The sequence below is a fragment of the Massilia alkalitolerans DSM 17462 genome (genome assembly GCF_000427785.1).
In the GTDB taxonomy this organism is placed as follows: domain Bacteria; phylum Pseudomonadota; class Gammaproteobacteria; order Burkholderiales; family Burkholderiaceae_D; genus Telluria; species Telluria alkalitolerans.
In genome coordinates this window covers 198,160-218,530 of the sequence record NZ_ATYR01000002.1, presented here as the reverse complement: position 1 = coordinate 218,530, position 20,371 = coordinate 198,160, and the positions used below count along the sequence as shown (strand labels likewise).

The 20,371-nt window shown below is 67.2% G+C and carries 20 protein-coding genes; 4 read left to right on the top strand and 16 right to left on the bottom strand.

Going from position 1 to position 20,371, the window contains the following annotated elements; all coding sequences use genetic code 11:
- Positions 1-84: 84 nt before the first annotated feature.
- A complete protein-coding gene (locus YWC_RS0102960) occupies positions 85-2,895 on the bottom strand; it encodes a bifunctional diguanylate cyclase/phosphodiesterase (RefSeq protein ID WP_051306196.1) in 2,811 nt (936 codons plus the stop codon).
- Positions 2,896-3,013: 118 nt separating this feature from the next.
- Between YWC_RS0102960 and YWC_RS0102955 the strand changes: the two genes are divergently transcribed.
- Positions 3,014-3,502, top strand: coding sequence for a MarR family winged helix-turn-helix transcriptional regulator (locus YWC_RS0102955; RefSeq protein ID WP_027864040.1), 489 nt, complete (start codon positions 3,014-3,016; stop codon positions 3,500-3,502).
- A 15-nt stretch (positions 3,503-3,517) separates the two neighbouring features.
- Here the strand turns inward: YWC_RS0102955 and YWC_RS28025 are convergent, their stop codons facing one another.
- The 4 genes from YWC_RS28025 to YWC_RS0102935 form a co-directional block, all read right to left on the bottom strand.
- Positions 3,518-4,723 (bottom strand): YbdK family carboxylate-amine ligase, encoded by a 1,206-nt coding sequence (locus YWC_RS28025; RefSeq protein WP_051306168.1) that lies wholly within the window; start codon positions 4,721-4,723, stop codon positions 3,518-3,520.
- Positions 4,720-5,970 carry a cation:proton antiporter domain-containing protein gene (locus YWC_RS0102945; RefSeq protein WP_027864039.1) on the bottom strand — a complete coding sequence of 417 codons (1,251 nt, stop codon included), beginning with the start codon at positions 5,968-5,970 and terminating at the stop codon, positions 4,720-4,722. Before YWC_RS0102945 ends, YWC_RS28025 begins: the two co-directional genes overlap by 4 nt.
- Positions 5,963-7,057, bottom strand: a complete 1,095-nt coding sequence (locus YWC_RS0102940) for a hypothetical protein (protein ID WP_156923450.1) — start codon at positions 7,055-7,057, stop codon at positions 5,963-5,965. Before YWC_RS0102940 ends, YWC_RS0102945 begins: the two co-directional genes overlap by 8 nt.
- A gap of 278 nt (positions 7,058-7,335) precedes the next feature.
- On the bottom strand, positions 7,336-7,770 hold the full coding sequence (locus tag YWC_RS0102935; protein WP_027864037.1) for an acetyltransferase: 435 nt from the start codon (positions 7,768-7,770) through the stop codon (positions 7,336-7,338).
- Between the two features lie 83 nt (positions 7,771-7,853).
- On the opposite strand from YWC_RS0102935, the gene YWC_RS0102930 reads away from it, so the two are divergent.
- On the top strand, positions 7,854-8,612 hold the full coding sequence (locus YWC_RS0102930) for a ZIP family metal transporter (protein ID WP_036212784.1): 759 nt from the start codon (positions 7,854-7,856) through the stop codon (positions 8,610-8,612).
- Positions 8,613-8,614: 2 nt separating this feature from the next.
- Here the strand turns inward: YWC_RS0102930 and YWC_RS0102925 are convergent, their stop codons facing one another.
- The 9 genes from YWC_RS0102925 to cyoA are packed head-to-tail and all read right to left on the bottom strand — an operon-like array spanning position 8,615 to position 16,512.
- Positions 8,615-9,277, bottom strand: a complete 663-nt coding sequence (locus tag YWC_RS0102925; RefSeq protein ID WP_229412994.1) for an MOSC domain-containing protein — start codon at positions 9,275-9,277, stop codon at positions 8,615-8,617.
- Positions 9,278-9,304: 27 nt separating this feature from the next.
- Positions 9,305-9,697 carry a c-type cytochrome gene (locus YWC_RS0102920; RefSeq protein ID WP_027864034.1) on the bottom strand — a complete coding sequence of 131 codons (393 nt, stop codon included), beginning with the start codon at positions 9,695-9,697 and terminating at the stop codon, positions 9,305-9,307.
- Between the two features lie 10 nt (positions 9,698-9,707).
- Entirely contained in the window at positions 9,708-10,250 is a 543-nt protein-coding gene (locus YWC_RS0102915) for a response regulator transcription factor (protein ID WP_027864033.1), read from the bottom strand.
- Entirely contained in the window at positions 10,247-11,587 is a 1,341-nt protein-coding gene (locus tag YWC_RS0102910) for an ATP-binding protein (RefSeq protein ID WP_084416269.1), read from the bottom strand. Before YWC_RS0102910 ends, YWC_RS0102915 begins: the two co-directional genes overlap by 4 nt.
- A gap of 15 nt (positions 11,588-11,602) precedes the next feature.
- Positions 11,603-12,430 carry an SURF1 family protein gene (locus YWC_RS0102905; protein ID WP_027864031.1) on the bottom strand — a complete coding sequence of 276 codons (828 nt, stop codon included), beginning with the start codon at positions 12,428-12,430 and terminating at the stop codon, positions 11,603-11,605.
- Positions 12,431-12,832 (bottom strand): cytochrome o ubiquinol oxidase subunit IV, encoded by a 402-nt coding sequence (cyoD, locus tag YWC_RS28020; protein ID WP_036212781.1) that lies wholly within the window; start codon positions 12,830-12,832, stop codon positions 12,431-12,433.
- Positions 12,829-13,467, bottom strand: coding sequence for a cytochrome o ubiquinol oxidase subunit III (cyoC, locus tag YWC_RS0102895; RefSeq protein ID WP_027864030.1), 639 nt, complete (start codon positions 13,465-13,467; stop codon positions 12,829-12,831). Before cyoC ends, cyoD begins: the two co-directional genes overlap by 4 nt.
- Positions 13,460-15,463 (bottom strand): cytochrome o ubiquinol oxidase subunit I, encoded by a 2,004-nt coding sequence (gene cyoB / locus YWC_RS0102890; RefSeq protein WP_027864029.1) that lies wholly within the window; start codon positions 15,461-15,463, stop codon positions 13,460-13,462. Before cyoB ends, cyoC begins: the two co-directional genes overlap by 8 nt.
- A 2-nt stretch (positions 15,464-15,465) precedes the next feature.
- Complete coding sequence (gene cyoA, locus YWC_RS28015) at positions 15,466-16,512, bottom strand: ubiquinol oxidase subunit II (protein ID WP_156923449.1); 1,047 nt, start codon at positions 16,510-16,512, stop codon at positions 15,466-15,468.
- Between the two features lie 196 nt (positions 16,513-16,708).
- Between cyoA and YWC_RS0102880 the strand changes: the two genes are divergently transcribed.
- Positions 16,709-18,052: an MFS transporter gene (locus YWC_RS0102880; RefSeq protein ID WP_027864028.1), complete on the top strand. Its 1,344-nt coding sequence runs from the start codon at positions 16,709-16,711 to the stop codon at positions 18,050-18,052.
- A gap of 74 nt (positions 18,053-18,126) precedes the next feature.
- On the opposite strand, the gene YWC_RS0102875 is transcribed toward YWC_RS0102880, so the two are convergent.
- Positions 18,127-18,825 carry an SDR family oxidoreductase gene (locus YWC_RS0102875; protein ID WP_027864027.1) on the bottom strand — a complete coding sequence of 233 codons (699 nt, stop codon included), beginning with the start codon at positions 18,823-18,825 and terminating at the stop codon, positions 18,127-18,129.
- Between the two features lie 156 nt (positions 18,826-18,981).
- Positions 18,982-19,575: a TetR/AcrR family transcriptional regulator gene (locus tag YWC_RS0102870; RefSeq protein ID WP_027864026.1), complete on the bottom strand. Its 594-nt coding sequence runs from the start codon at positions 19,573-19,575 to the stop codon at positions 18,982-18,984.
- 130 nt (positions 19,576-19,705) lie between these two features.
- Here YWC_RS0102870 and YWC_RS0102865 point away from each other — a divergent pair, with 130 nt between their 5' ends.
- Positions 19,706-20,350: a dienelactone hydrolase family protein gene (locus tag YWC_RS0102865; protein WP_027864025.1), complete on the top strand. Its 645-nt coding sequence runs from the start codon at positions 19,706-19,708 to the stop codon at positions 20,348-20,350.
- Positions 20,351-20,371: the final 21 nt, after the last annotated feature.

The window sequence follows — 20,371 nt, the reverse complement described above, 5'->3', positions numbered from 1 at the left end:
CGTTGCGTATGCGACAAGTATAGCCGACCGGCGCGACAACCCCGGTCCGGCTCGCCAGCGGTACGGGCAGCGCCGGGAATGGCTTCAGGCATGCACCGGAGTGGGCTCCACCCTTCCCTTGCGCAGCAGCGCCTCGACCGTGTGCACCGGCTCCGGACGGCCGTAGATGTGACCCTGCACCTCGTCGCAGCCGTAGGCGCGCAGGTTGTCGAGCTGTTCGATGGTCTCGACGCCTTCGGCGATGACCTGCATGCGCAAGCCGTGTGCCAGCGAAATGATGGCGTCGACCATGGCCGCGCCGTCCGGGCTGACCATGTCGCGCACAAACGAGCGGTCGATCTTGAGCACGTCGACCGGGAAGCGCTTCAGGTAGGCCAGGCTGGAATAGCCGGTGCCGAAATCGTCGATCGACAGCTTCACCCCCATCGCTTTCAGGCCGCGCATGGTCTCGATCGCCGCTTCGACGTCGGCCATCATCATGCTTTCGGTGAGCTCGATCTCGAGCGAATCGGCTTTCAATCCGGTCTCGTCGAGCACCGTGCGTACGGTCTGTACCAGGTCGGGTTCGGAGAACTGGCGCGCCGACAGGTTGACGCCGATCCGGAGGTTGCCCAGGCCGGCGCGCTGCCAGTCGTGGTTCTGGCGGCAGGCCGCCCGCAGCACCCAGGCGCCGATCGGCACGATCAGGCCGGTTTCCTCGGCCAGCGCGATGAAGCGCTCCGGCCGCACGGTGCCGAAGTGCGGATGGCGCCAGCGGATCAGTGCTTCGGTGCCCACCACGCATCCGCTGCCGAGCTCTACCTGGGGCTGGAAGTAGAGCTCGAACTGGTCTTCGCGCAGGGCGCTGCGCAGCGCGCCTTCCAGGGCCAGCCGGTCGATCGCGTGCGCGTTCATGTGCGGGGCGTAGAACTGCACCGCGTTGCGGCCGGTCTGCTTGGCGCGGTACATGGCGACCTCGGCGTGCTTGACCAGGGTTTCGGGATCCAGGCCGTCGACCGGATAGCCGGCCACCCCGGCGCTGGAGCCGAACACCAGGGTATGGCCGTCGACGTCGAGCGGTTCGGCGAGCGACTCGCGCACCGCCTGAAGCCGCGCCGCGGCCTGGCGCTCGTCGCGGCAATCGGTGAGCACCAGCATGAAATCGTCGCCGCCCGAGCGCGCGGCCGTATCTGCCTGGCGGATCGCGCCGGCAATCCGTGCGGCCAGGGCGCGCAGCGCCTCGTCGCCGACGCGGCGCCCGAGCGTGTCGTTGACCAGCTTGAAATGGTCGATGTCGAGCGCCACCGCCCACACCGGCGCGCCGTTGGCGCTGGCGATGGCGCGCTCGATGCGGTCGGCCAGCAGCGCGCGGTTGGCCAGGCCGGTGAGCGTGTCGTAGCGGGCCCGGTGCGCCAGCTCGGCCTCGTAGCGCTTGGCCACCGTGACGTCGTAGGTGGTGACGACGAAATGCTCGGTCTTGCCGGCCGCGTCCTTGACCGGGGCGATATAGACTTCGCTGACCAGCTCGCGGCCGTCGCGCGTGGCCTGGCGCACCAGGGCGTGGCCCTTGCGGCATTCGTACAGGGCCTGGCGCAGCTCTTCCAGTCCGGGCTCGTCGGCGTCGGGACGCGCCAGGCTGGCCAGCGGCTTGCCCACCAGTTCGCCCGGCCCGTAGCCGAGCGTGCGTTCGCAGGCCGGGTTGGCGTAGTCGATCGGGTAGCCGTGGCGGGTGGCGCTGATCAGGAGGATCGGGTTGGCCGCGGCTTCGATGGCGCGCTGGTGCAGGCGCAGCGCGCCGGTGGTCAGGGCCAGGTCGGCGGTGCGGCGCTCGACCAGCGACTCGATGCGCCGGGTACGGGCGCTACGCTGCTGGACCAGGAACGCGACGGCCAGGCTCAACACGCAGCCGTAGCCGAGAATCGACAGCGAACCGACCTGGCTGTCGACGCCGCGCGCCAGCCGGACCGTCGTCAGTTCCCATTGCGAGCCGGCCACCGTAAAGCCGTGCGTGAGCGCGCTGGGGCCGCCGCCGAGCCAGCGCTCCCAGCTCTCCTGCGGGCCTGGCGCGCCCGGATGGCTGAACACGGCCACGCGCGCACCGCCGGCGGTATGGCCATACAGCGTGAGCGAGGCATCGGTATCGGTCAGCAGGCGCCCGGCATGCAGGCTGCCGCCGACCAGCAGGCCGGCATCGATCACCACCGCCGTGTTGCCCAGCGCCGCCGCGCGCCTGGCCGCCACGCTCGCCAGGTCGGCCCCGGCGCGATAAACCGGCATCGCCACCACCATGCCGCGCAGCGAACCGTCGCCCTGCACCAGGCGCAGCACCGGGCTGGCGGTGGCTTCGCCGGAGTCGATCGCGCGTTCGATCGTGGCACGCTCGACGGGATCGGACAGGACGTCGTAGCCGAATACCCCGGCATTGCTGGCGATCGGGACCACGTAGTCGTTGACGAGGTAACGCTCACGTGGCCGCGCAGGCAGCAGTTCACCGGTGGGACTGCGTTCGGTGATGGTGAACCCGGGCCAGAAGCGGCGCCGCGCCGCTTCGAAGGCGGGACGCTCGGCGCGGTTGACGAAGCGCTGGTACTCGAGGGCTTTGAGGTAGCCGTCGCCGGCCGAGAGCGGCTGGGCGAAGGCATCGAAGGCGACGCGCGAGACCGCGCCGCCGCCGGCGGTGAACAGCAGGTTGAGCGCGCGCATGTCGTGCACGGCATCGGCAAAGGCACGCGTGACCGCCGCCGTGCGCACGGCGGTGCGCTGCTCGAAATCGGCGCGCGCGCTCTCCGCCTCCAGTTCACGCGCCACGCCGAACAGCGTTGCCGTCAGCGTGAACCCGGCCAGGAGGGTCGCCACGGCGGCGCGCGACACGAGGCGCCGCCGCTGTATCAGCGGATGGGCGAGCAGCCGATTCATGCCGCCCATGCTAGCAAATGCGGGCTGGCGCCGCGCCACGTTTCGGCCGGGCCACGTTGGCAGCGCAAAGGCAGCGACCGCCTGTGCTTACGCGCCGGATTTCCGCTATGATCGCGCCATGCCAGAGAATCCCGCCCCCCCAGTCGAGGACGAACAGCCACAGCGCGTCCTGCGGCAGTTCCGTATCGTTTTCAACGCAGTCAAGAGCCATTTCCGCCAGGTCGAGCGCGAGGCCGGCCTTGGCGGCGCCCAGCTGTGGGCGCTGTCGGTCATCGATCGCCGTCCCGGCATCGGGGCCACCGGGCTGGCGCGCGAACTCGACATCCACCAGTCCACCGCCAGCAACCTGGTGCGCGGGCTGGTCGAACGCGGCTTCGTCACCGCCAGCCGTGAAGGCGCGGACCGGCGCAACGTCGCGCTGCACCTGCAGGACGCCGGGCGTGAAGTGCTGCAACGCGCGCCGCAGCCCTTCGCCGGCGTGCTGCCCGACGCGCTGGCCAGCCTGGACGAGGCGACCCTGGAGCAGCTGGAGCAGAACCTCGCCCGCCTGATCGCCCGGCTGGACGTGGACGAGGCGGCTGGACGCACGCCGCTGGCGCAGCTCTGACCCGGCAGCGCCGGCTCAGCTGCGGGCCGGCTGGCGCGCCTCGAAGATCTCGCTGGCGACCCGCGCCAGGTCGTTCATGCCGCCGCCGCCCGCCAGGTGCCGGCGCAACAGGCCGGCCTGGCCGCCATCCTTCATCAGGGCCTCGATCACCGCGCGCGCCTGGGCAAAGCCGGGGTCCGTCGAGCGCCGTCCCAGGCGCTCCAGGTCGGCGCGGATGACTTCCGCCACCGGCAGCGACACGGCGGTTTCCGGGTCGATCCAGCTGGCGTCGACGCCGTCGCGGGCGGCGTTGAAGCGGTTCCAGGTGTACAGCTCGCGGCTGCCGTTGGACGGCCAGCGCCCCGGCTGGTCGGCGAATTCGAGGCAGAGTTCGCGCGCATAGACGGCCAGCGCGGCCGCGTATTCCGGCCGCAGCGGTGTATCGAGCACGCGCAGCTCGATGGTGCCGTACTCCGGCTTGGGACGCACATCCCAGTAGAAATCCTTGATGCTGTTGACGATCCCGAAACCGGCGAGGCGCTCGAAATAGTCGCGGAAGTCCTGCCAGCTGCGGAACTCGTGCGGCTGGATGCCGCTCATCGGGAAGGCGCCGACCACGTTGCTGCGCGAACTGCAGAAGCCCGAGACCTCGCCCTGCCAGCACACCGAATTGCTCGAGAGGGCGATGAACAGCGGCGCACGCTGGGTCAGCCAGGCGCACAGGCGCACCGCCTCGTCGGCCGTGCCGGCGCCGATGTGCACGTGCATGCCGAACACGGTAAACAGCTTGGCCAGGTAGCCGTACTTGCGCTCGGATTCGAAATAGCGCTCCTTCGGGAAGATGCGCTGCTCGTTCCAGCGCTGGAACGGATGGGCGCCGCCGCCCGACACCGAGGCGCCGACTTCGAATGCGGCGCGCTGGACCGTGCTGCGGATATGCTCGAGCTGCTCGCTGGCCTCGCCGTAGGACTGCAGGATCGAGGTCGCCACTTCCAGCATCGAGGTCGTGATCTCGGGCGTGTGCACCCAGGGCTTGTCGTGCTGGTCGAGGATGCGCAGGATGTCGGGCGCGGCCGGGAACAGGTCATAGGTCAGGCGGTCGAGCACCATCAGCTCGAGCTCGATGCCCATCGTGCCCACGGTCGATGACTTGAAGTCCGGCAGGAAGGCCGGGCCCTTGCCCGACACCGCCTGCGCCTGCGCCAGGCGCGCCGCTTCGTCATTGTTCAGGGGTGCGCTCATGCCTTGATCTCCTCCTTGTAGCCAACGCTGCGTTCCTCGTGGGGCGCGCCCTGGCGGTAGGTTTCCCCCGCCATGCGCAGCCCGAGCCAGGTCAGGCCCGGCGCCAGCAGCACGTTCAGGGCCAGCAGCGCGCCCATCATCTCGCTGGACGCGGGGTCCAGGCCGGTATACGCGTTGAGCGTGGTGTCGACCACCAGGCCGCCATAGCTGACCAGCGAGCACATCTGCAGGGCCATCGCGTGCTTCTTGTAGCGGTCCCAGGCCGTGGCCGGCACTAGGGCGGCGCGGGTGGCCAGGATGCGTACCGCGAACACGGCCAGCGCGCCCAGCAGCGTCCAGCCCTGGGCCAGCCCCTGCAGGTCCACCAGTGCCGCCGACATCAGGAACAGCAGCACGTAGCCGATGTCCTGGGCGGTCTTGAGCTGGGCCTGGAACACGTTGTCGCGCCGCTCCACGTTGCGCAGCAGCAGTCCCATCAGCAGCAGGGACAGCAGCGAACTGGCCGCCGACACCGAGCACAGGCCCAGGTCGATCAGCAGCGCGGCCAGCAGCATGCCGGGGCGCATGGTGGCCGGCACCTTGCACAGACGCGTCGCGGCGGCATACAAACCGTAGGACAGCAGGGCGATCGCCGCGCCGAGCACCAGCTTGCCGCCCTGGCGCATCAGTTCCTCGCCGAAGCCGGTGGTGGCATCGATGCCCTGGCTGCGCGTCCACGCCATCGTCAGCGCCAGCATCAGCAGCGCGACCAGGCTGCTCAGGCCGACCATGTTGGCGGTGGCGAAGGTGCTGGTGCCGCTGGCGTTCTCGTCGGCCGCCATCGAATTGACGATGACCGGATTCACCGCGATCAGGATCGAGGCGATGAAGATCGATGCGCCCCATGGCAGCCCGAGCAGGCGCAGGGTCACGGCCACCGCGACGCAGCGCGCCAGCGTGGCCAGCAGCAGGCTGCCGCCCTGGCGGCCGCTCTTGAGCAGCCAGGCCAGGTCCATCTTGCGGCCGACCTCGAACAGCACCAGGGCCGAGGCGGCGTTGAGCAGTTCCTGGAATTGCGCCAGCAGCGGACGGTCGATCAGGTTGCCGCCGGTTGCGCCCAGCAGCAGCCCGGCCAGCACGGCCCCATACAGCTTGGGCACCTTGAAGCGCTGCAGCAGCATGCCGAGCACCAGTGCCAGCATCAGGCCGGCGCCCAGTACCGCCAGCGGCGACAACAGCCACAGGGGCGTCGAGAAATCTTCATTCATGGCGGGCCTCCCAGGCGTGGGCAAGGGTGCTCAACTCGCGCTCGAGCACGGCGGCGCGCGCCTTGGCCGCCTCCTGCAGGGCGGGTGCGGGGGCGGCCGGCAGTTCGCTCGAGATGCGCGCGCGCACGATGCCGCCCTCGCCGCGCAGCGGGATCCACAACTGGCCCGATACCGTCGTGTTCTCGCGCCAGACGGCGAGGAACTTGGCGCCGGTACGGTCGCCGGAGATCGAGGGTTCGATCAGGCTGAAGTTGCGCAGCCACTCGGCGGCCGGGAAGCGCCGCGCCAGCAGCACCTGCATCGCGCTGCGCTGCTCCAGGCGGGCGTCGTCGCGCGAATAAGGCAGGTGCATCTGGGCCTGGCCCAGGCTGGCCGTGCGCAGGTCGAGGCAGCTCGCCTCGCTGACCCAGCGCCAGCTGTCGGCCGCCAGCAGGCGCGGCTTGCCGTTGGTGGCGTCCAGCCAGGCTGTCATCAAGGGCGTACGCTGCGGCGCCGGATTGGCGGCGTCGATCGCGCGCACCGCCGCGGCGACCTTGTTCCAGTGGCCGGCCTGCCAGTTGCGGGTCGGAAGCCGGTCGGATGGACGCCAGCGCCACAGCACCGCCGACCACTGCCCGCCCTCCCCTTGCCAGACCATGCCGGCCTGCACCCTGCCGCCGGTCTGGACCAGCATCGACTGGCCGTTCCAGGCCGTGCTCCATGGACGCAGCACCGCGCCGACCCCGGCGCCGAGGCGGTGCCAGGCAATCGCCGGCGCCGGCAGGCAGGTGTTGGGGCTGGCGGAGACGTCCTGCCAGTAGAGCATTTCGAGGTGCTGGCTCCAGGCGCAATGGCGCAGCGTCGGCGCGCCCAGGGTGGCCAGGCCGGATTCGATCGGCGCCGCGCAGTTGCCGGCGCGGGTGCCGGTCAGCTGGGTGAAATCGGCAACCGGCGGCGGCGCGGACTTGCGGCCTGCCGCGGCGGCATCGGGAACATGGAATGCGCCCAGCGCCAGCATGGCGACCAGCATGGCTGCCGGAGGGCGGCGCTTGGACATGGACGTGACGATCCGTGCTGCATGGGTCGTCGGGGAAAACGGTGCGTTCAAGTTTCCTCCGGTGGGGCGCACAGGGAAAGCTCCAGCTTCGGCCTGGCGGTGGGCCGGCAGGCGCCGCGATCGCGCCAGCCGCGGCAGGATGGGCCGCGGCACCGAAAAAAGTCCCCCGGCACGATGCGGGGGACGAAAAGAAACGGACTCAACCGCCTCATCGCTGATCGGGTGCCGGGCCGTTGCTGGCTGGCACCACCCACCTATGATGGACTAAAAATAGTGCGAAGGCAACCCAATTTGTCCAAATGTATTTATATGCATGGCGCGCGGGCGGTTCATTCCTGACGCATGTGCAGCAGCGGATAAGGGCGACCGGCGTCATCGGTGGGCGAACGTCCCACCGCCGTGAATCCCATGTGGCGGTAGAAACCGACCGCCTGCAGGTTCTGCTCGTTGACGTCGACCGTAAGGCGTCCGGCGATGCTTTCGGCGTGCGCCAGCAAGCGGCGCCCTGCTCCCTGGCCGCGGCTGGCCGGGTCGATGAACAAGGCGTCCACGTGAGCGCCGCTCAGTCCCAGGAAACCGCAGGCGCGGCCGGTTTCGTCCAGCGCGACCCATACGCGGGTGGCCGGCAGGTAGTGTTCGGCGACCAGCGTATCGATCTCACGGAAGTCGGCGTCGAGCAGGAAGTCGTGGGTGGCGCGCACGCTGGCGCGCCAGATCTCCGCCAAGGCGGCGGTGTCGGATTCGGTCGATAGGCGAATATTCATGGTGTTTTTTTTGCAAAGAGCGCAATTGTGCCTCAAAGCAGGCTTACTGTGCTTACAATCGTGACAATGCGCGGGGAGGACGTATGGCATTGCCGATATGGCTGCAAGCGGGATTGTGGGGATTGCTGGCAGGCGGCGCCCTGCTGGTCGGCGCCGCCGCCGGTTACCGGCTCGCGGTGCCGCAGCGCCTGATCGCCGCCGTCATGGCCTTCGGCAGTGGCGTCCTGATCTCGGCGCTTTCCTTCGAACTGATGGAACATGCCTTCCACACCGGCGGATTCGCCTCGACGGCGCTGGGCTTCCTGGGCGGCGCCGCGGTGTACACGCTGGCCAACTGGTGGCTGTCGCACCGCGGCGCGCGCCACCGCAAGCGCTCCGGATGCCAGCCGCCGGCCAGCGAGAACGGCGCCAGCGGTACGGCGATCGCGGTCGGCGCCGTGCTCGACGGGATCCCCGAATCGATCGTCATCGGCCTGTCGATGCTGGGCGGGCGCGGCGTCAGCGTCGTCGCGGTGGCGGCGATCTTCCTGTCCAACATTCCGGAAGGCCTGTCGAGCGCCGCCGGCATGAAGCGCGCCGGGCGCTCCGCGCGTTACATCTTCGGGATCTGGGGCGGCATTGCCCTGGCCTCCGGCGTCGCCGCCCTGCTCGGCTACGCGGTGTTTCGCCACTTCTCGCCGCAGGTGGTGGCGGCCACCACCGCAGTGGCGGCCGGCGGCATACTGGCCATGCTGGTCGATACCATGATCCCCGAAGCCTTCGAGGAAACCCACGATTTCGCCGGCCTGATCACGGTGGCGGGCTTCCTGGCCGCGTACTCCCTCAGCAAGCTGGGGGGCTAGGGCTAGGCTTCGGCCTGCGCATGAAAGCCGGTACCATCCCAGCGCGGCAGGTCCGGCTCGGCGCGGGCCGGTACCGCCCTGGCAGCATACGCAGGCCCGAGCCGGGCGAGCAGGCGCGGAAAGGCCCGGCAATAGCTCGACTGGACGCCGGCCACATGGGCCAGGTCGGCGTAGCCGATCACCTGTCCCGGCGGCACCGCCTCGATCACGCGGGCCACGCGCTCGCGCCAGTCTTCCGGCATCACGGGCAAGCGCTCTTCCAGCACGACGACCGGATCGCCGACGCCGATCTCGCCACCCGCGAGCACCCGGGCCAGGATGCCTCGCCTGGCGCCAACGGCGCGCGTCAGGCCGGGTGCATGCTGCTCCAGGCTGCCGCAGGCTTCGCACTGGAAGCTCAGGCGCAGCCGCACTTGCACGCCGATGCGCAGTACTGTGCCGGAGGCCATGCCGGCGGTGTCGAGGTCGAGCAGCAGGTTTTCACGCAGGGAGTGCGGCGGCAGCGCCAGGGTGTCATAGGCGGCTGTCCCGGCAAGCAGCACCTGCCGTGGCGAACGCGCATCGGCGTGGATATCGCCGGCCAGGCCGCGGCCGGCCATGGCTTCGACGCGCTCGACGCTTGCCGGCGCCGGCGTGCCGGACCCGCGCACGGCGATCGCGCGCACCGTTCCAGGCTCCCGGACCATCTCGGCCTACCGGGCGCCGGCGGGCGCTGCCGGATGCGCGCGCAGGTAGGCCAGCAGGTCGGCGATCTGGCGCTCGCTGCGCAAGCCCCAGAAACGCATCTTGTTGCCTGGGACGACCTCGTCCGGGTCGCGCAGGAAGGCGGCCAGGTTCTTTTCGTTCCAGACAAAGCCGGCCTTCTTGAGCGCGGGCGAATAGTCGAAATCGGCGGCGGAGCCGGCGCGGCGGCCGAGGATGCCGTTGAGTTGCGGGCCGAAATTGCTGCGCGCGCCGGGCCCGACCTGGTGGCAGTTGGCGCAGCGCTGGAAGGCGGCCTTGCCGGCAGCGACAGGATCGGCGGCCTGCAGCGCCGGAGCGGCAAGCGACAGGGCCAGGCAGGCCGGCAGCAGACGCGATTTCATGGCTTGATCCCTACTTCACCCGCTGCTTCTCGAGCTTGCGCGCGAGCGTGCGCCGGTGCAGCCCGAGGCGGCGCGCCGCTTCCGAGATGTTGAAGTCGGTCTCGGCCAGCACCGCATGGATGCGCTCCCACTCCAGCGTCTTGATGGACGTGGAACGGTTGCTGACCTCGACGTCGGTGTTGCCGGCGACGTGCCCGAAGGCGGCCTCGATGTCGTCGGTGTTGGACGGCTTTGCCAGGTATTGCACCGCGCCCAGCTTGATCGCTTCCACAGCGGTGGCGATGCTGGCGAAGCCGGTCAGCACCACGATCAGCATGTCCGGGTCGTGCTCGTGCAGCAGCTGCACGCAGGCCAGTCCCGAGCTGTTGCCCTTGAGCTTCAGGTCGACCACCGCGTAGCCGGGCGTATGCGCCGCCAGCAAGGCCGCCGCTTCCTCCTGGCCCGATGCGACCAGCACCCGGTAGCCGCGCCGCTCGAACGAGCGGTTCAGGGTGCGCGCGAACGCCTCGTCGTCTTCGATGATGAGCAGCAGGCGCTCAGTAGTGTCTGTCAAATGCCTTCCTCTTCCAGTTCGATGCTTGCCAGCGGCAGCCGCAGGCTGACCTGCGCCCCGCCCTCCGCCCGGTTGGCGGCCACCACCGAACCGCCCAGCTTGCGCACCACGTTCACGGCCAGGAACAGGCCCAGGCCGCGCCCCGGCTTGGCCTTGGTCGACTGGTAGGGCTTGCCGATCTGGCCGAGCATGCCCGGCGCGAAGCCCGGCCCGCGGTCGGTGACCATCACATGCAGGATGCCGTCCTCGATCATGGCGTCCAGGCCGACCCAGTCGGGCGAGGCCTCGAGCGCATTGTCGAGCAGGTTGTCGATGGTCTGCTTGAGCGCCGAATCGGACGCGACCGGCCTGTCTTCCAGGATACGGTTATTGTACTGGAAGCTCGCTACCTGGCGGCTCCCGCGCCAGCTGCTCACCACGCCGTCGAGGAAGCTGCGCACGGTGGTGCGCACCGCCGATTCGCCGCGCGCTTCGCCCGCCGACAGCAGGATGCCGCTGACGATGGCCTTGCAGCGCTGGAGCTGGGTCTGCATCTCGGTGATTTCCCCGAGCAGGTCGGGGTCGTTGCGGAACTGCGGCATGCGCTTCCAGTCGCCCAGAATCACCGAGACCGTGGCCAGCGGCGTGCCCAGTTCGTGGGCGGCGCCGGAGGCCAGCAGGCCCATGCGTACGATATGTTCTTCTTCGACCGCCTGCTGGCGCAGCGCCGCGAGCTGGGCGGCCTTGTCGCGCAGGGTGTCGGAAATGCGCGAGATGAACATCACCAGCAGCGCCGCGTTGAGCGCGAAGCACACCAGCAGGCCCTGGATGTAGAGGCTGGCGATCCCGCGCGCATGGTCGAACGGCAGCGCGAGCGGCTGGGCATACATGGCCAGGCCGGCCATGCAGGCGATGGTGATCAGGACGATCGTCCAGGTCCACAGCGCTTCCAGCAGCACCGCCGACAGGATCACCTGCAGCAGGTAGAGGAAGGCGAAGGGATTGGTGATGCCGCCCGACAGGTAGAGCAGCACGGTCAGGCTGGCCACGTCCACCAGCAGGGCCATGAACATCTCGCTGTTCGACACCGGCCGGCGCTCGTGCCAGCGCAGGTGGCTGGCCACGTTGAAGGCGATCAGGCAGGCCAGCACCTGCAGCATGGGCAGCAGCGGCAGCTCGATCCCGAAGATCAGGATCGCCGCGGCGATGGTCGTGACCTGGCCGATCACGGCGATCCAGCGCAGCTCGATCAGCTGCAGCATGTTCTTGTGGCCGGCGGCGAACTCGACGTTCGCGGCGGCCGCCTGGGGCGAGCTGCGGGCCGCCTTGGCGAAGAAATCGAGGGGGTTCTGGATCATGCCCGTGGGGTAGCGTCAGTCATCGTCGCGCATTGTAGCGCCATGACGGCTGACCCACCACCATGCAACCAGCACCATCAGGGCCAGCGCATACCAGGTAAGGGCATAGACGAGGTGATTGTTGACGAAGGAGACCACGGTCAGGCCGCCGACGGCGCGCTCGGGCGCAGCTTGCGGATCCTGGTTTTTACCGGCATCGACAAAGAACGGCGCGACCACAGGAGCGCCGTTCGGTGCGCCCCCCTGCAGGCCGCGCGCGGCGGCCAGCGCCTGCACGTCGCGCGAGAACCAGCGGTTGTTCGCCGGATCGTTCTCGCGCAGGAAGCCGCCGCCTGGTTCGCTGATGCGCAGCAGGCCCGTGACCTCGACCGCTTCCCCACCGTTCGCGCAGGGATCGGCGGCGGCACGGCGGGCGGGATAGGTCCCGGGTTTGTTGTCGGCGGCAGGAATGAAGCCGCGGTTGATGAAGACGATATGGCCCTCCGCCGTGCACAGCGGCGTGAGCAGCCAGAACCCCGCGCCCAGCTCGGAAACAGCCTGGACGGGAGCGGTGAATTCGTAGAGGTAGTGCCCGGCAAGGCGTACGCGCCGGTATTCGTCGGATTCCTTGCTCACCTGCGCCCAGCGGGCAGGCGGCGGCGGCGCGACGGGCTCCGCGTGAACGCGCGATTCGACGCGTTCGATCAGGTCCAGTTTCCATTGCAGGCGGACCACCTGCCAGGTTCCCAGAGCCAAAAACAGCGCGGCCAGCAGCAGCGCCGCCACCCCCAGCACGCGGCGCGCGAAGGCGCTGCGTGGAGGATGCGTCGGCGGCACTGCTTGCTGGTCGCGCGGGTGCTGCATTTACTGCATGTCGTGCATGCCGTGGGTGGTGTCGCTTGCCCCACCCATGGCCGGCATCATGTTGGCGTTCATGTGTGCCATGACCCAGATCGAACCGGCCAGCACGATGACCAGCAGGACCACGGTCAGGATCAGCGCCATCATGTTCCAGCCGCCTTCCGACTTCGAGTTCATGTGCAGGAAATAGATCATCTGCACGACGAACTGGACGGCGGCGAAGCCCATGATCACGTACTTCGTCGTCTCCGGCGGCAGCACGTTGCCCATGACGAGCCAGAACGGGATCGCAGTCAGGATCAGCGACAGCACGAAGCCGATCGCGTAATCCTTCATCGAGTAGTGGGTCACGAAGCTGGTATGGCCGTCGTGGTCATGCTCGTGGTGGTGGATGTGTTCGCTCATGGCAGCACTCCCATCAGGTAGACAAAGGTGAACACGCCGATCCAGACGACGTCCAGGAAGTGCCAGAACAGCGACAGGCACTGCAGGCGGCGGAAGTTCTCGGTCGTGATGCCGTGCTTTGCCAGCTGGACCATCAGGGTCACCAGCCAGATCGCGCCGAACAGCACGTGCAGGCCGTGGGTGCCGACCAGCGCGAAGAACGCGGTCAGGAAGCCGCTGCGCTGCGGACCGGCGCCCTGGTGGATCAGGTGCAGGAACTCATAGATTTCCAGCGACAGGAAGGCCGCGCCCAGCAGGCCGGTGACGCCCATCCACAGCAGCGTCGCGCCCAGCTTCTTGGCCTGGGCCGAGATCATCGCGATACCGAAGGTGATCGACGACAGCAGCAGGAAGCCGGTGTTAATGGCGATCAGCGTCAGGTCGAACAGCTCGGCGCCGGTCGGACCGCCGGCGTAGTTACGGCCCAGCACCGCATAGGTGGCGAACAGGGACGCGAAGATGAGGCAGTCGCTCATCAGGTAGATCCAGAAGCCCAGCAGCGTGCCGTGCTCAGGATGGTGCTCGCGCACCATGTAGCGCGCGGTCACCTCGTCGGCGGTCAGGCCGCCGGGAATGGTTGCTTTAATTTCAGACATAGCTCTTCAGCAGACGGGTATGCGCTTCCTCGGTGCGGGCCACTTCTTCCGCCGGGATGTAGAAATCGCGCTTGTAGTTGAACGTGTGGATGATGATCGCGGCCATCATGGCGACGAAGGACACGGCGACCAGCAGCCACATGTGCCAGATGATCCCGAAGCCCACCACAGCCGACAGTGCCGAGATGACGAAGCCGGCCCAGGTGTTCTTGGGCATGTGGATCGGCACGAAGTCCTTCAGCGGACGCTGGTAGCCGTTCTTCTTCATGTCGGCGAAGGTGTCGTTGTCATGCACCACCGGGGTGAACGCGAAGTTGTAGTCCGGCGGCGGCGACGAGGTCGCCCACTCCAGGGTACGGCCGTCCCACGGGTCGCCGGTGACGTCGCGCAGCTTGGCGCGGTCTTTCCAGGTGAAGAAGCACTGCAGCAGCAGCGCACCGATACCGGCGGCGATCATCAGGGTGCCGAACAGCGAGATCTGGAACAGCGGCTGCAGTTCCGGGTCTTCGAAGTGGCTGGTACGACGGGTCACGCCCATGAAGCCGAGGATGTACGGCGGCAGGAAGGCGAACCAGAAGCCGATCGACCACATCCAGAACGACACGTGGCCCCAGAACTGGTTGAGCTTGACGCCGAACATCTTCGGTGCCCAGTAGTTGAAGCCGGCGAACAGGCCGAACACGACGCCGCCGATGATCACGTTGTGGAAGTGCGCGATCAGGAACAGCGAGTTGTGCAGCACGAAGTCGGCCGCCGGGATGGCCAGCATCACGCCGGTCATGCCGCCGATGACGAAGGTCAGCATGAACGACACGGTCCACATCATCGGCAGTTCGAAGCGGATACGGCCGCGGTACATCGTGAACAGCCAGTTGAAGATCTTCGCGCCGGTCGGGATCGAGATGATCATCGTCGTGATGCCGAAGAACGAGTTGACGCTCGCGCCGGAACCCATGGTGAAGAAGTGGTGCAGCCACACCAGGTAGGACAGGACCATGATCACGCAGGTCGCATAGACCATGGAGGTATAGCCGAACAGGCGCTTGCCGCAGAAGGTCGAGACGACTTCCGAGAAGATGCCGAAGGCCGGCAGGATCAGGATGTAGACCTCGGGGTGGCCCCAGATCCAGATCAGGTTCACGTACATCATCGCGTTGCCGCCACGGTCGTTCGTGAAGAACGCGGTGTCGAACAGGCGGTCCATGCCCAGCATGGCCAGCACGGCGGTCAGGATCGGGAAGGTGATCACGATCAGGATGTTGGTGCACAGCGAGGTCCAGACGAACACCGGCATCTTCATCAGGCCCATGCCCGGAGCGCGCATCTTGACGATGGTGACGATCAGGTTGACCCCGGAAAGCAAGGTACCTACCCCCGCGATCTGCAATGACCAGATGTAGTAGTCGACCCCGACCCCCGGACTTGCCAGGATGCCCGACAGCGGCGGATAGGCCAGCCAGCCGGTACGTGCGAATTCACCCACGAACAGCGAGGCCATGACCAGCACGGCGCCCATGGTGGTCATCCAGAAGGAGAAGTTGTTCAGGAACGGGAAGGCCACGTCGCGGGCGCCGATCTGCAGCGGCACGACGTAGTTCATCAGGCCCGTCACGAACGGCATCGCCACGAAGAAGATCATGATCACGCCGTGGGCGGTGAAGATCTGGTCGTAGTGGTCCGGCGGCAGGAAGCCCTTGTTGGCGCCGAAGGCGAATGCCTGCTGGGCGCGCATCATCAGTGCGTCGGCAAAGCCGCGCAGGAACATGATGATGCCGAGGATCATGTACATGATACCGATTTTCTTGTGGTCGATACTGGTAAACCAGTTGTTCCACAAGTTGCCCCACTGGCGGAAGTGGGTGATCAGGGCCACCAGGGCCAGACCACCGACGATCACGCCGGCGAAGGTCGCGAGCAGGATCGGTTCGTGGAACGGAATCGCGTCCCAGCTGAGCCGACCGAAGAGTAGCTTCGTCAGGTCGAGAGAGTCTTGCATGATTACTTCTTCACAGAATTATTAGGAATGCCGACGGCCGGGCCACCGGCTTCCGGCGTGATGCACATTTCCGCTTCCGCCAGCTGGGCCATCTGTTCCAGCTGGGCCTTGCTCGGCAGGCGCTTGGCCGCGGCCGCGATCGCGTTGCGCTTGTGGTCCTGGGCCATCTGCTCGTTCATGCAGACGTTGCCTTCGGCCACGCAGCGGTTCAGGATGCGGTTGAACAGCGCGGTTTCCACCTGGCCGTAGTAGCGCACCGGCTCACGCACGGACGGCTTTTCCAGGGTCAGGTAGTCGGCGCGGTCCAGCAGGCCCGGCTTGGACTTCATGTTCTGCACCCAGGCGTCGAATTCGCCGCCGGTCACGCCCTTGTAGGCGAAGTGCATGTGCGAGAAGCCCTCGCCGCTGAAGTTGGCGGACAGGCCCTTGTAGTCGCCCGGCTTGTTCAGCACGGCGTTCAGGGTCGTCTCCATGCCCGGCATCGCGTAGATCATGCCGGCCAGCGTCGGGATGTAGAAGGTGTTCATCACGGTCGACGAGGTGATCTTGAAGCGGATCGGCACGTCCACCGGGGTGACCAGTTCGTTCACCGAAGCGATACCCTGCTCCGGATAGATGAACAGCCACTTCCAGTCGAGTGCCACGACCTGCACTTCGAGCGGCTTGGTCGAGGCCGGGATCGGGCGGTTTTCGTCGAGGCGGTCGAGCGGACGATACGGGTCCAGCTTGTGGGTCGAGACCCAGGTGATCAGGCCGAGGACGATGATGATGAGCAGGGGCGCGCCCCAGATCACGAGCTCGAGCTTGGTCGAGTGGTCCCAGTCCGGTTCATATTTTGCATTCGCGCTCTTGCGATAACGCCATGCGAACAGGACCGTCAGGATCATCACCGGGACGATGATGATCAACATGAGCAGGACAGAAATGGTAATCAGGTCTGCCTGCTGTTTTGCAATATCGCCAGTGGGATTCATGACGACCGTGTTGCAGCCGGCGAGCGCTGCAAGCGGAAGTAATGGGAGTCCGCGGCGGACAATTTTAGGAATCATGCTAGGTATCTAACGTTACATGGGAATAAGAACATGCTACTGTAACGCCAACGGCCTACGGCAACCATTGGACACTTTGTCCCACCCTTGCTATATTGCAATTACGACATTGCTGGCATTGTCGGAAAATACAATAGAAAACAGGGTGCGACGTTCGAGCTGCTGCAGGCCGTGTTGACCCCAAGGAGACGAAGATATGCAAAGCACGACGACGTACGGCGGCGCAGGTGCCGCTCCCATCACCCACCCTACCAGCGGGGCTCGCAACATCAACGCCCGGGACGGCGAGATCCACCCGGGAGAAATTGCCGTCGGCGTGGTCATTGGCCGCGCCTCGGAATATTTCGAGTTCTTCGTCTACGCAATTGCTTCAGTACTAGTGTTCCCAGCGGTTTTTTTCCCGTGGGCCGACCGGCTTGAAGCGACACTCTACTCGTTTATCGTTTTTTCGTTCGCATTCATCGCGCGCCCCCTCGGCACCGTGGTGTTCATGTGGCTGCAGACCCGCTTCAGCCGCGAAATCAAGCTCACGGTTGCCCTGTTCCTGATGGGCACCAGTACCTGCGTGATCGCCTTCCTGCCCTCGTATGACCGGATCGGCGTAGCGGCGATCGTCATCCTGTCCCTGATGCGCATCGGCCAGGGCGTCGCCCAGGGCGGCTCCTGGGATGGCCTGCCCTCGCTGCTGGCATTGAGCGCGCCGGAAAACAAGCGCGGCTTCTACGCCATGCTGGGCCAGCTGGCGGCCCCGGTCGGCTTCCTGATCGCCGCCGGCCTGTTCGCCTACCTGCTCGCCAACCTGTCGCAGGACGACTTCCTGGTGTGGGGCTGGCGCTTCCCGTTCTTCTGCGCCTTCGCGATCAACATCGTGGCCCTGTTCGCCCGCTTGCGCCTGGTGTCGACCAGCGAGTATTCGCGCCTGCTCGATGCCCACGAGCTCGACCCGGCCCCGGTCGGCGAACTGGTGAAATCGCAGGGCAGCAACATCGCCATCGGCGCCCTGGCCGCCCTCGCCAGCTACGCCCTGTTCCACCTGGTGACGGTGTTCCCGCTGTCCTGGATCCAGCTCTACGATACCCGTCCGATGGACGAGTTCCTGCACATCCAGATGTGGGGCGCCGGCCTGGCCGTGCTGGCAATCTTTGCCTCCGGCTTCATCGCCGACCGGGTCGGCCGCCGCACCACCCTCGGCACCCTGGCCGTGCTGATCGGCCTGTTCTCGCTCGCCGTGCCTTCGCTGATGGACGGCGGCGTCACCGGCCAGAACACCTTCATCCTGGTCGGCTTCGCGCTGCTGGGCCTGTCCTACGGCCAGGCTGCCGGCGCGGTGACCGCGAACTTCAAGCAGCAGTACCGTTACACCGGCGCGGCCCTGACATCGGACCTGGCCTGGCTGGTCGGCGCGGCCTTCGCCCCGCTGGTCGCACTGGGACTGTCGGCGCACTTCGGCCTGGGCTATGTGTCGCTGTACCTGTTGTCGGGTGCGGTCGGCTCGCTGGCTGCACTGAGCCTGAACCGCGCACTGGAAATCCGCGACTGAGTTTTTCAAGCCAGACGTGAAAACGCCCCGCGGCGCCTGGCGCCCGGGGCGTTTTTTCGTGCCGTGGCACTGCTTCAGGCCAGTGTGTAGAGCGGCGGTTCGGCAATCAAGCCCTGCTTGACGGCGCGCGTGATCTCATCGACCAGCACCTCGGCGGCGCCCGCCTCGAGCGCGGCGAAGCAGCGTGCGACAACGGTGTCCGGGCTCAGCTTGGGCAGATCGAAACCGCGGGTCAGGTCGGTGTCGATCATTCCGACGTGTACGCCCAGCACTTGCGTGCCCTGCTCGCGCAGCGCATCCCATACCCCATTGGTGAAGCTCCAGGCGGCCGCCTTGGTCACGGCGTAACCCGCCAGCGCCGGATTGCTTTTCCAGCTCGCGACCGACAGCACGTTCACGAAAGCGCCGCCACCGTTGCGCTCCAGCACCGGGGCGAAGTGCCGGCTCATGTTCAGGATGCCGAATACGTTCGTTTCCAGCATCCAGCGCAGCGCCTCCTCGCCATCCTCGGCCAGCAGGCTCCCGGTACCCGCTACCCCGGCATTGTTGACGACGAGGTTGACGTCGCCCAACTCCGCGGCCAGCCTCGCCACGGCCGCGGCGTCGGTGACGTCCAGTCGCACCGGGATGAGGCCTTCCAGCGCGACCGATTCCGGCTTGCGCGCCGCCGCATAGACCTTTTTCGCCCCGCGCGCCAGGGCCTGGTGCGCGAATTCGGCGCCAAGGCCGCGGTTGGCGCCGGTGATGAGGACGGTGGCATTCTGGATGTGCATGGCATTTCCTTTCGGGTCAGAAGGACGAACAGGGAAATATGATGACCTTCATATGACGATCATCATATTATGATTCAAAAAAATAGTGCTCATCATATGATCTGAATCATATTCAGGCACCGAGCTTGGCCACCCTTTTACCGGTCGCCGACGACATCAGGCAGGACGAGAGGCGAACAAGGTCACCAGCGACTGGCGGGCGGTAGCCAGCGCCGCCCTGCCCTCGGCGTTATCACCCTGGATGCGGGCCAGCTGCAGGTTGCCCACCAGGGCCCCGGCAATCACACCGGCAAGGGATGGGTCGGCGCCTTCCGGCAAGACCGACGCAACCCGGCGCACCAGGCGGTCGACGCGCTGCGCCGAGGCGATGCGCACCGGCTGGTCCTGGCGCGGCATTTCGCTCGCCAGCGCGCCGACCACGCAGCCATGCTCCGGATGCGCGAGGTGCTCGTCGGACAAGTAGAGCTCGATCAGCGCCTGCAGGGCATCGCCGGTCTCCAGCGCGCGCGCGGCGATGCGCTCGTCCAGCACGGCGCTGCTGATGGCGCCGGCGTGCTCGATCGCCTCGACCAGCAAGGCATCGCGCGACTCGAAATGGGCGTAGAAGCCGCCATGGGTCAGGCCGGCCTCTTTCATCACCTCGGCTACGCCGACGCCGGCGTAACCGTGGCGCCGCACGGCCCGGCTGGCCGCCTCGACGATGCGATGATGGGACTGCTCGCGCTTGCTGGCCTTGGCCGATGTGTTCATGGCGCCTCCGAAATATGATGAATGTCATATTACGCCTATCATATTTCCGAAGTCAAGCGCCGCATACAAGATCCTCGGTGAATCTTCGCCATCGGAGCAGGTCAAAGTTTCCAGTCACACGGAGCGCGCCATGACACGCAAGGAACTGATCACGATCGCAGCCGGCGCGGCCCGGATGGAGGGCATGCTCGAGCTTCCGGCAAGCCCGATCGGCATGGTGCTGTTCGCGCACGGCAGCGGCAGCAGCCGCCACAGCCCGCGCAATGGCCTGGTCGCCGCACGCCTGCGCGATGCCGGGGTCGGCAGCCTCCTGCTCGACCTGCTCAGCGCGCACGAAGAGCGCAGCTACGAAAACCGCTTCGACATCGCCCTGTTGACCGACCGACTCGGGCAGGCCGCCGCCTGGCTCGGCACCGACCCGCTCAGCGCGCCCCTGTCGCTCGGCCTGTTCGGCGCCAGCACCGGCGCGGCCGCGGCCTTGCAGCTGGCGGCGCGCGACGGCTCGGGAATCGCGGCGGTCGTGTCGCGCGGCGGGCGTCCCGACCTGGCCGGCCCGGCGGCGCTGGCCGCCGTCGTTGCCCCCACGCTCCTGATCGTCGGCGGCGACGACGGCGTGGTGGTCGACCTGACCCGCCAGGCGCTTTCCGAACTGCGCTGCGACAAGCGCCTGCTGGTCATTCCCGGCGCCACCCATCTGTTCGAGGAGCCGGGCAAGCTCGACGAAGTCGCCCAGGCCGCTACCGACTGGTTCGTCCGGCACCTGGGTCCAAGGTGAACGGCGCGTCCGCGGCAACGC

What these genes read in the sequence shown, in the direction of transcription:
- YWC_RS0102960 (WP_051306196.1), bottom strand. Translation starts at nt 2,895, where the DNA reads ATGAATCGGCTGCTCGCCCATCCGCTGATACAGCGGCGGCGCCTCGTG.
- YWC_RS0102955 (WP_027864040.1), top strand. Translation starts at nt 3,014, where the DNA reads ATGCCAGAGAATCCCGCCCCCCCAGTCGAGGACGAACAGCCACAGCGC.
- YWC_RS28025 (WP_051306168.1), bottom strand. Translation starts at nt 4,723, where the DNA reads ATGAGCGCACCCCTGAACAATGACGAAGCGGCGCGCCTGGCGCAGGCG.
- YWC_RS0102945 (WP_027864039.1), bottom strand. Translation starts at nt 5,970, where the DNA reads ATGAATGAAGATTTCTCGACGCCCCTGTGGCTGTTGTCGCCGCTGGCG.
- YWC_RS0102935 (WP_027864037.1), bottom strand. Translation starts at nt 7,770, where the DNA reads ATGAATATTCGCCTATCGACCGAATCCGACACCGCCGCCTTGGCGGAG.
- YWC_RS0102930 (WP_036212784.1), top strand. Translation starts at nt 7,854, where the DNA reads ATGGCATTGCCGATATGGCTGCAAGCGGGATTGTGGGGATTGCTGGCA.
- YWC_RS0102920 (WP_027864034.1), bottom strand. Translation starts at nt 9,697, where the DNA reads ATGAAATCGCGTCTGCTGCCGGCCTGCCTGGCCCTGTCGCTTGCCGCT.
- YWC_RS0102910 (WP_084416269.1), bottom strand. Translation starts at nt 11,587, where the DNA reads ATGATCCAGAACCCCCTCGATTTCTTCGCCAAGGCGGCCCGCAGCTCG.
- YWC_RS0102905 (WP_027864031.1), bottom strand. Translation starts at nt 12,430, where the DNA reads ATGCAGCACCCGCGCGACCAGCAAGCAGTGCCGCCGACGCATCCTCCA.
- cyoD (WP_036212781.1), bottom strand. Translation starts at nt 12,832, where the DNA reads ATGAGCGAACACATCCACCACCACGAGCATGACCACGACGGCCATACC.
- cyoC (WP_027864030.1), bottom strand. Translation starts at nt 13,467, where the DNA reads ATGTCTGAAATTAAAGCAACCATTCCCGGCGGCCTGACCGCCGACGAG.
- cyoB (WP_027864029.1), bottom strand. Translation starts at nt 15,463, where the DNA reads ATGCAAGACTCTCTCGACCTGACGAAGCTACTCTTCGGTCGGCTCAGC.
- cyoA (WP_156923449.1), bottom strand. Translation starts at nt 16,512, where the DNA reads ATGATTCCTAAAATTGTCCGCCGCGGACTCCCATTACTTCCGCTTGCA.
- YWC_RS0102880 (WP_027864028.1), top strand. Translation starts at nt 16,709, where the DNA reads ATGCAAAGCACGACGACGTACGGCGGCGCAGGTGCCGCTCCCATCACC.
- YWC_RS0102875 (WP_027864027.1), bottom strand. Translation starts at nt 18,825, where the DNA reads ATGCACATCCAGAATGCCACCGTCCTCATCACCGGCGCCAACCGCGGC.
- YWC_RS0102870 (WP_027864026.1), bottom strand. Translation starts at nt 19,575, where the DNA reads ATGAACACATCGGCCAAGGCCAGCAAGCGCGAGCAGTCCCATCATCGC.
- YWC_RS0102865 (WP_027864025.1), top strand. Translation starts at nt 19,706, where the DNA reads ATGACACGCAAGGAACTGATCACGATCGCAGCCGGCGCGGCCCGGATG.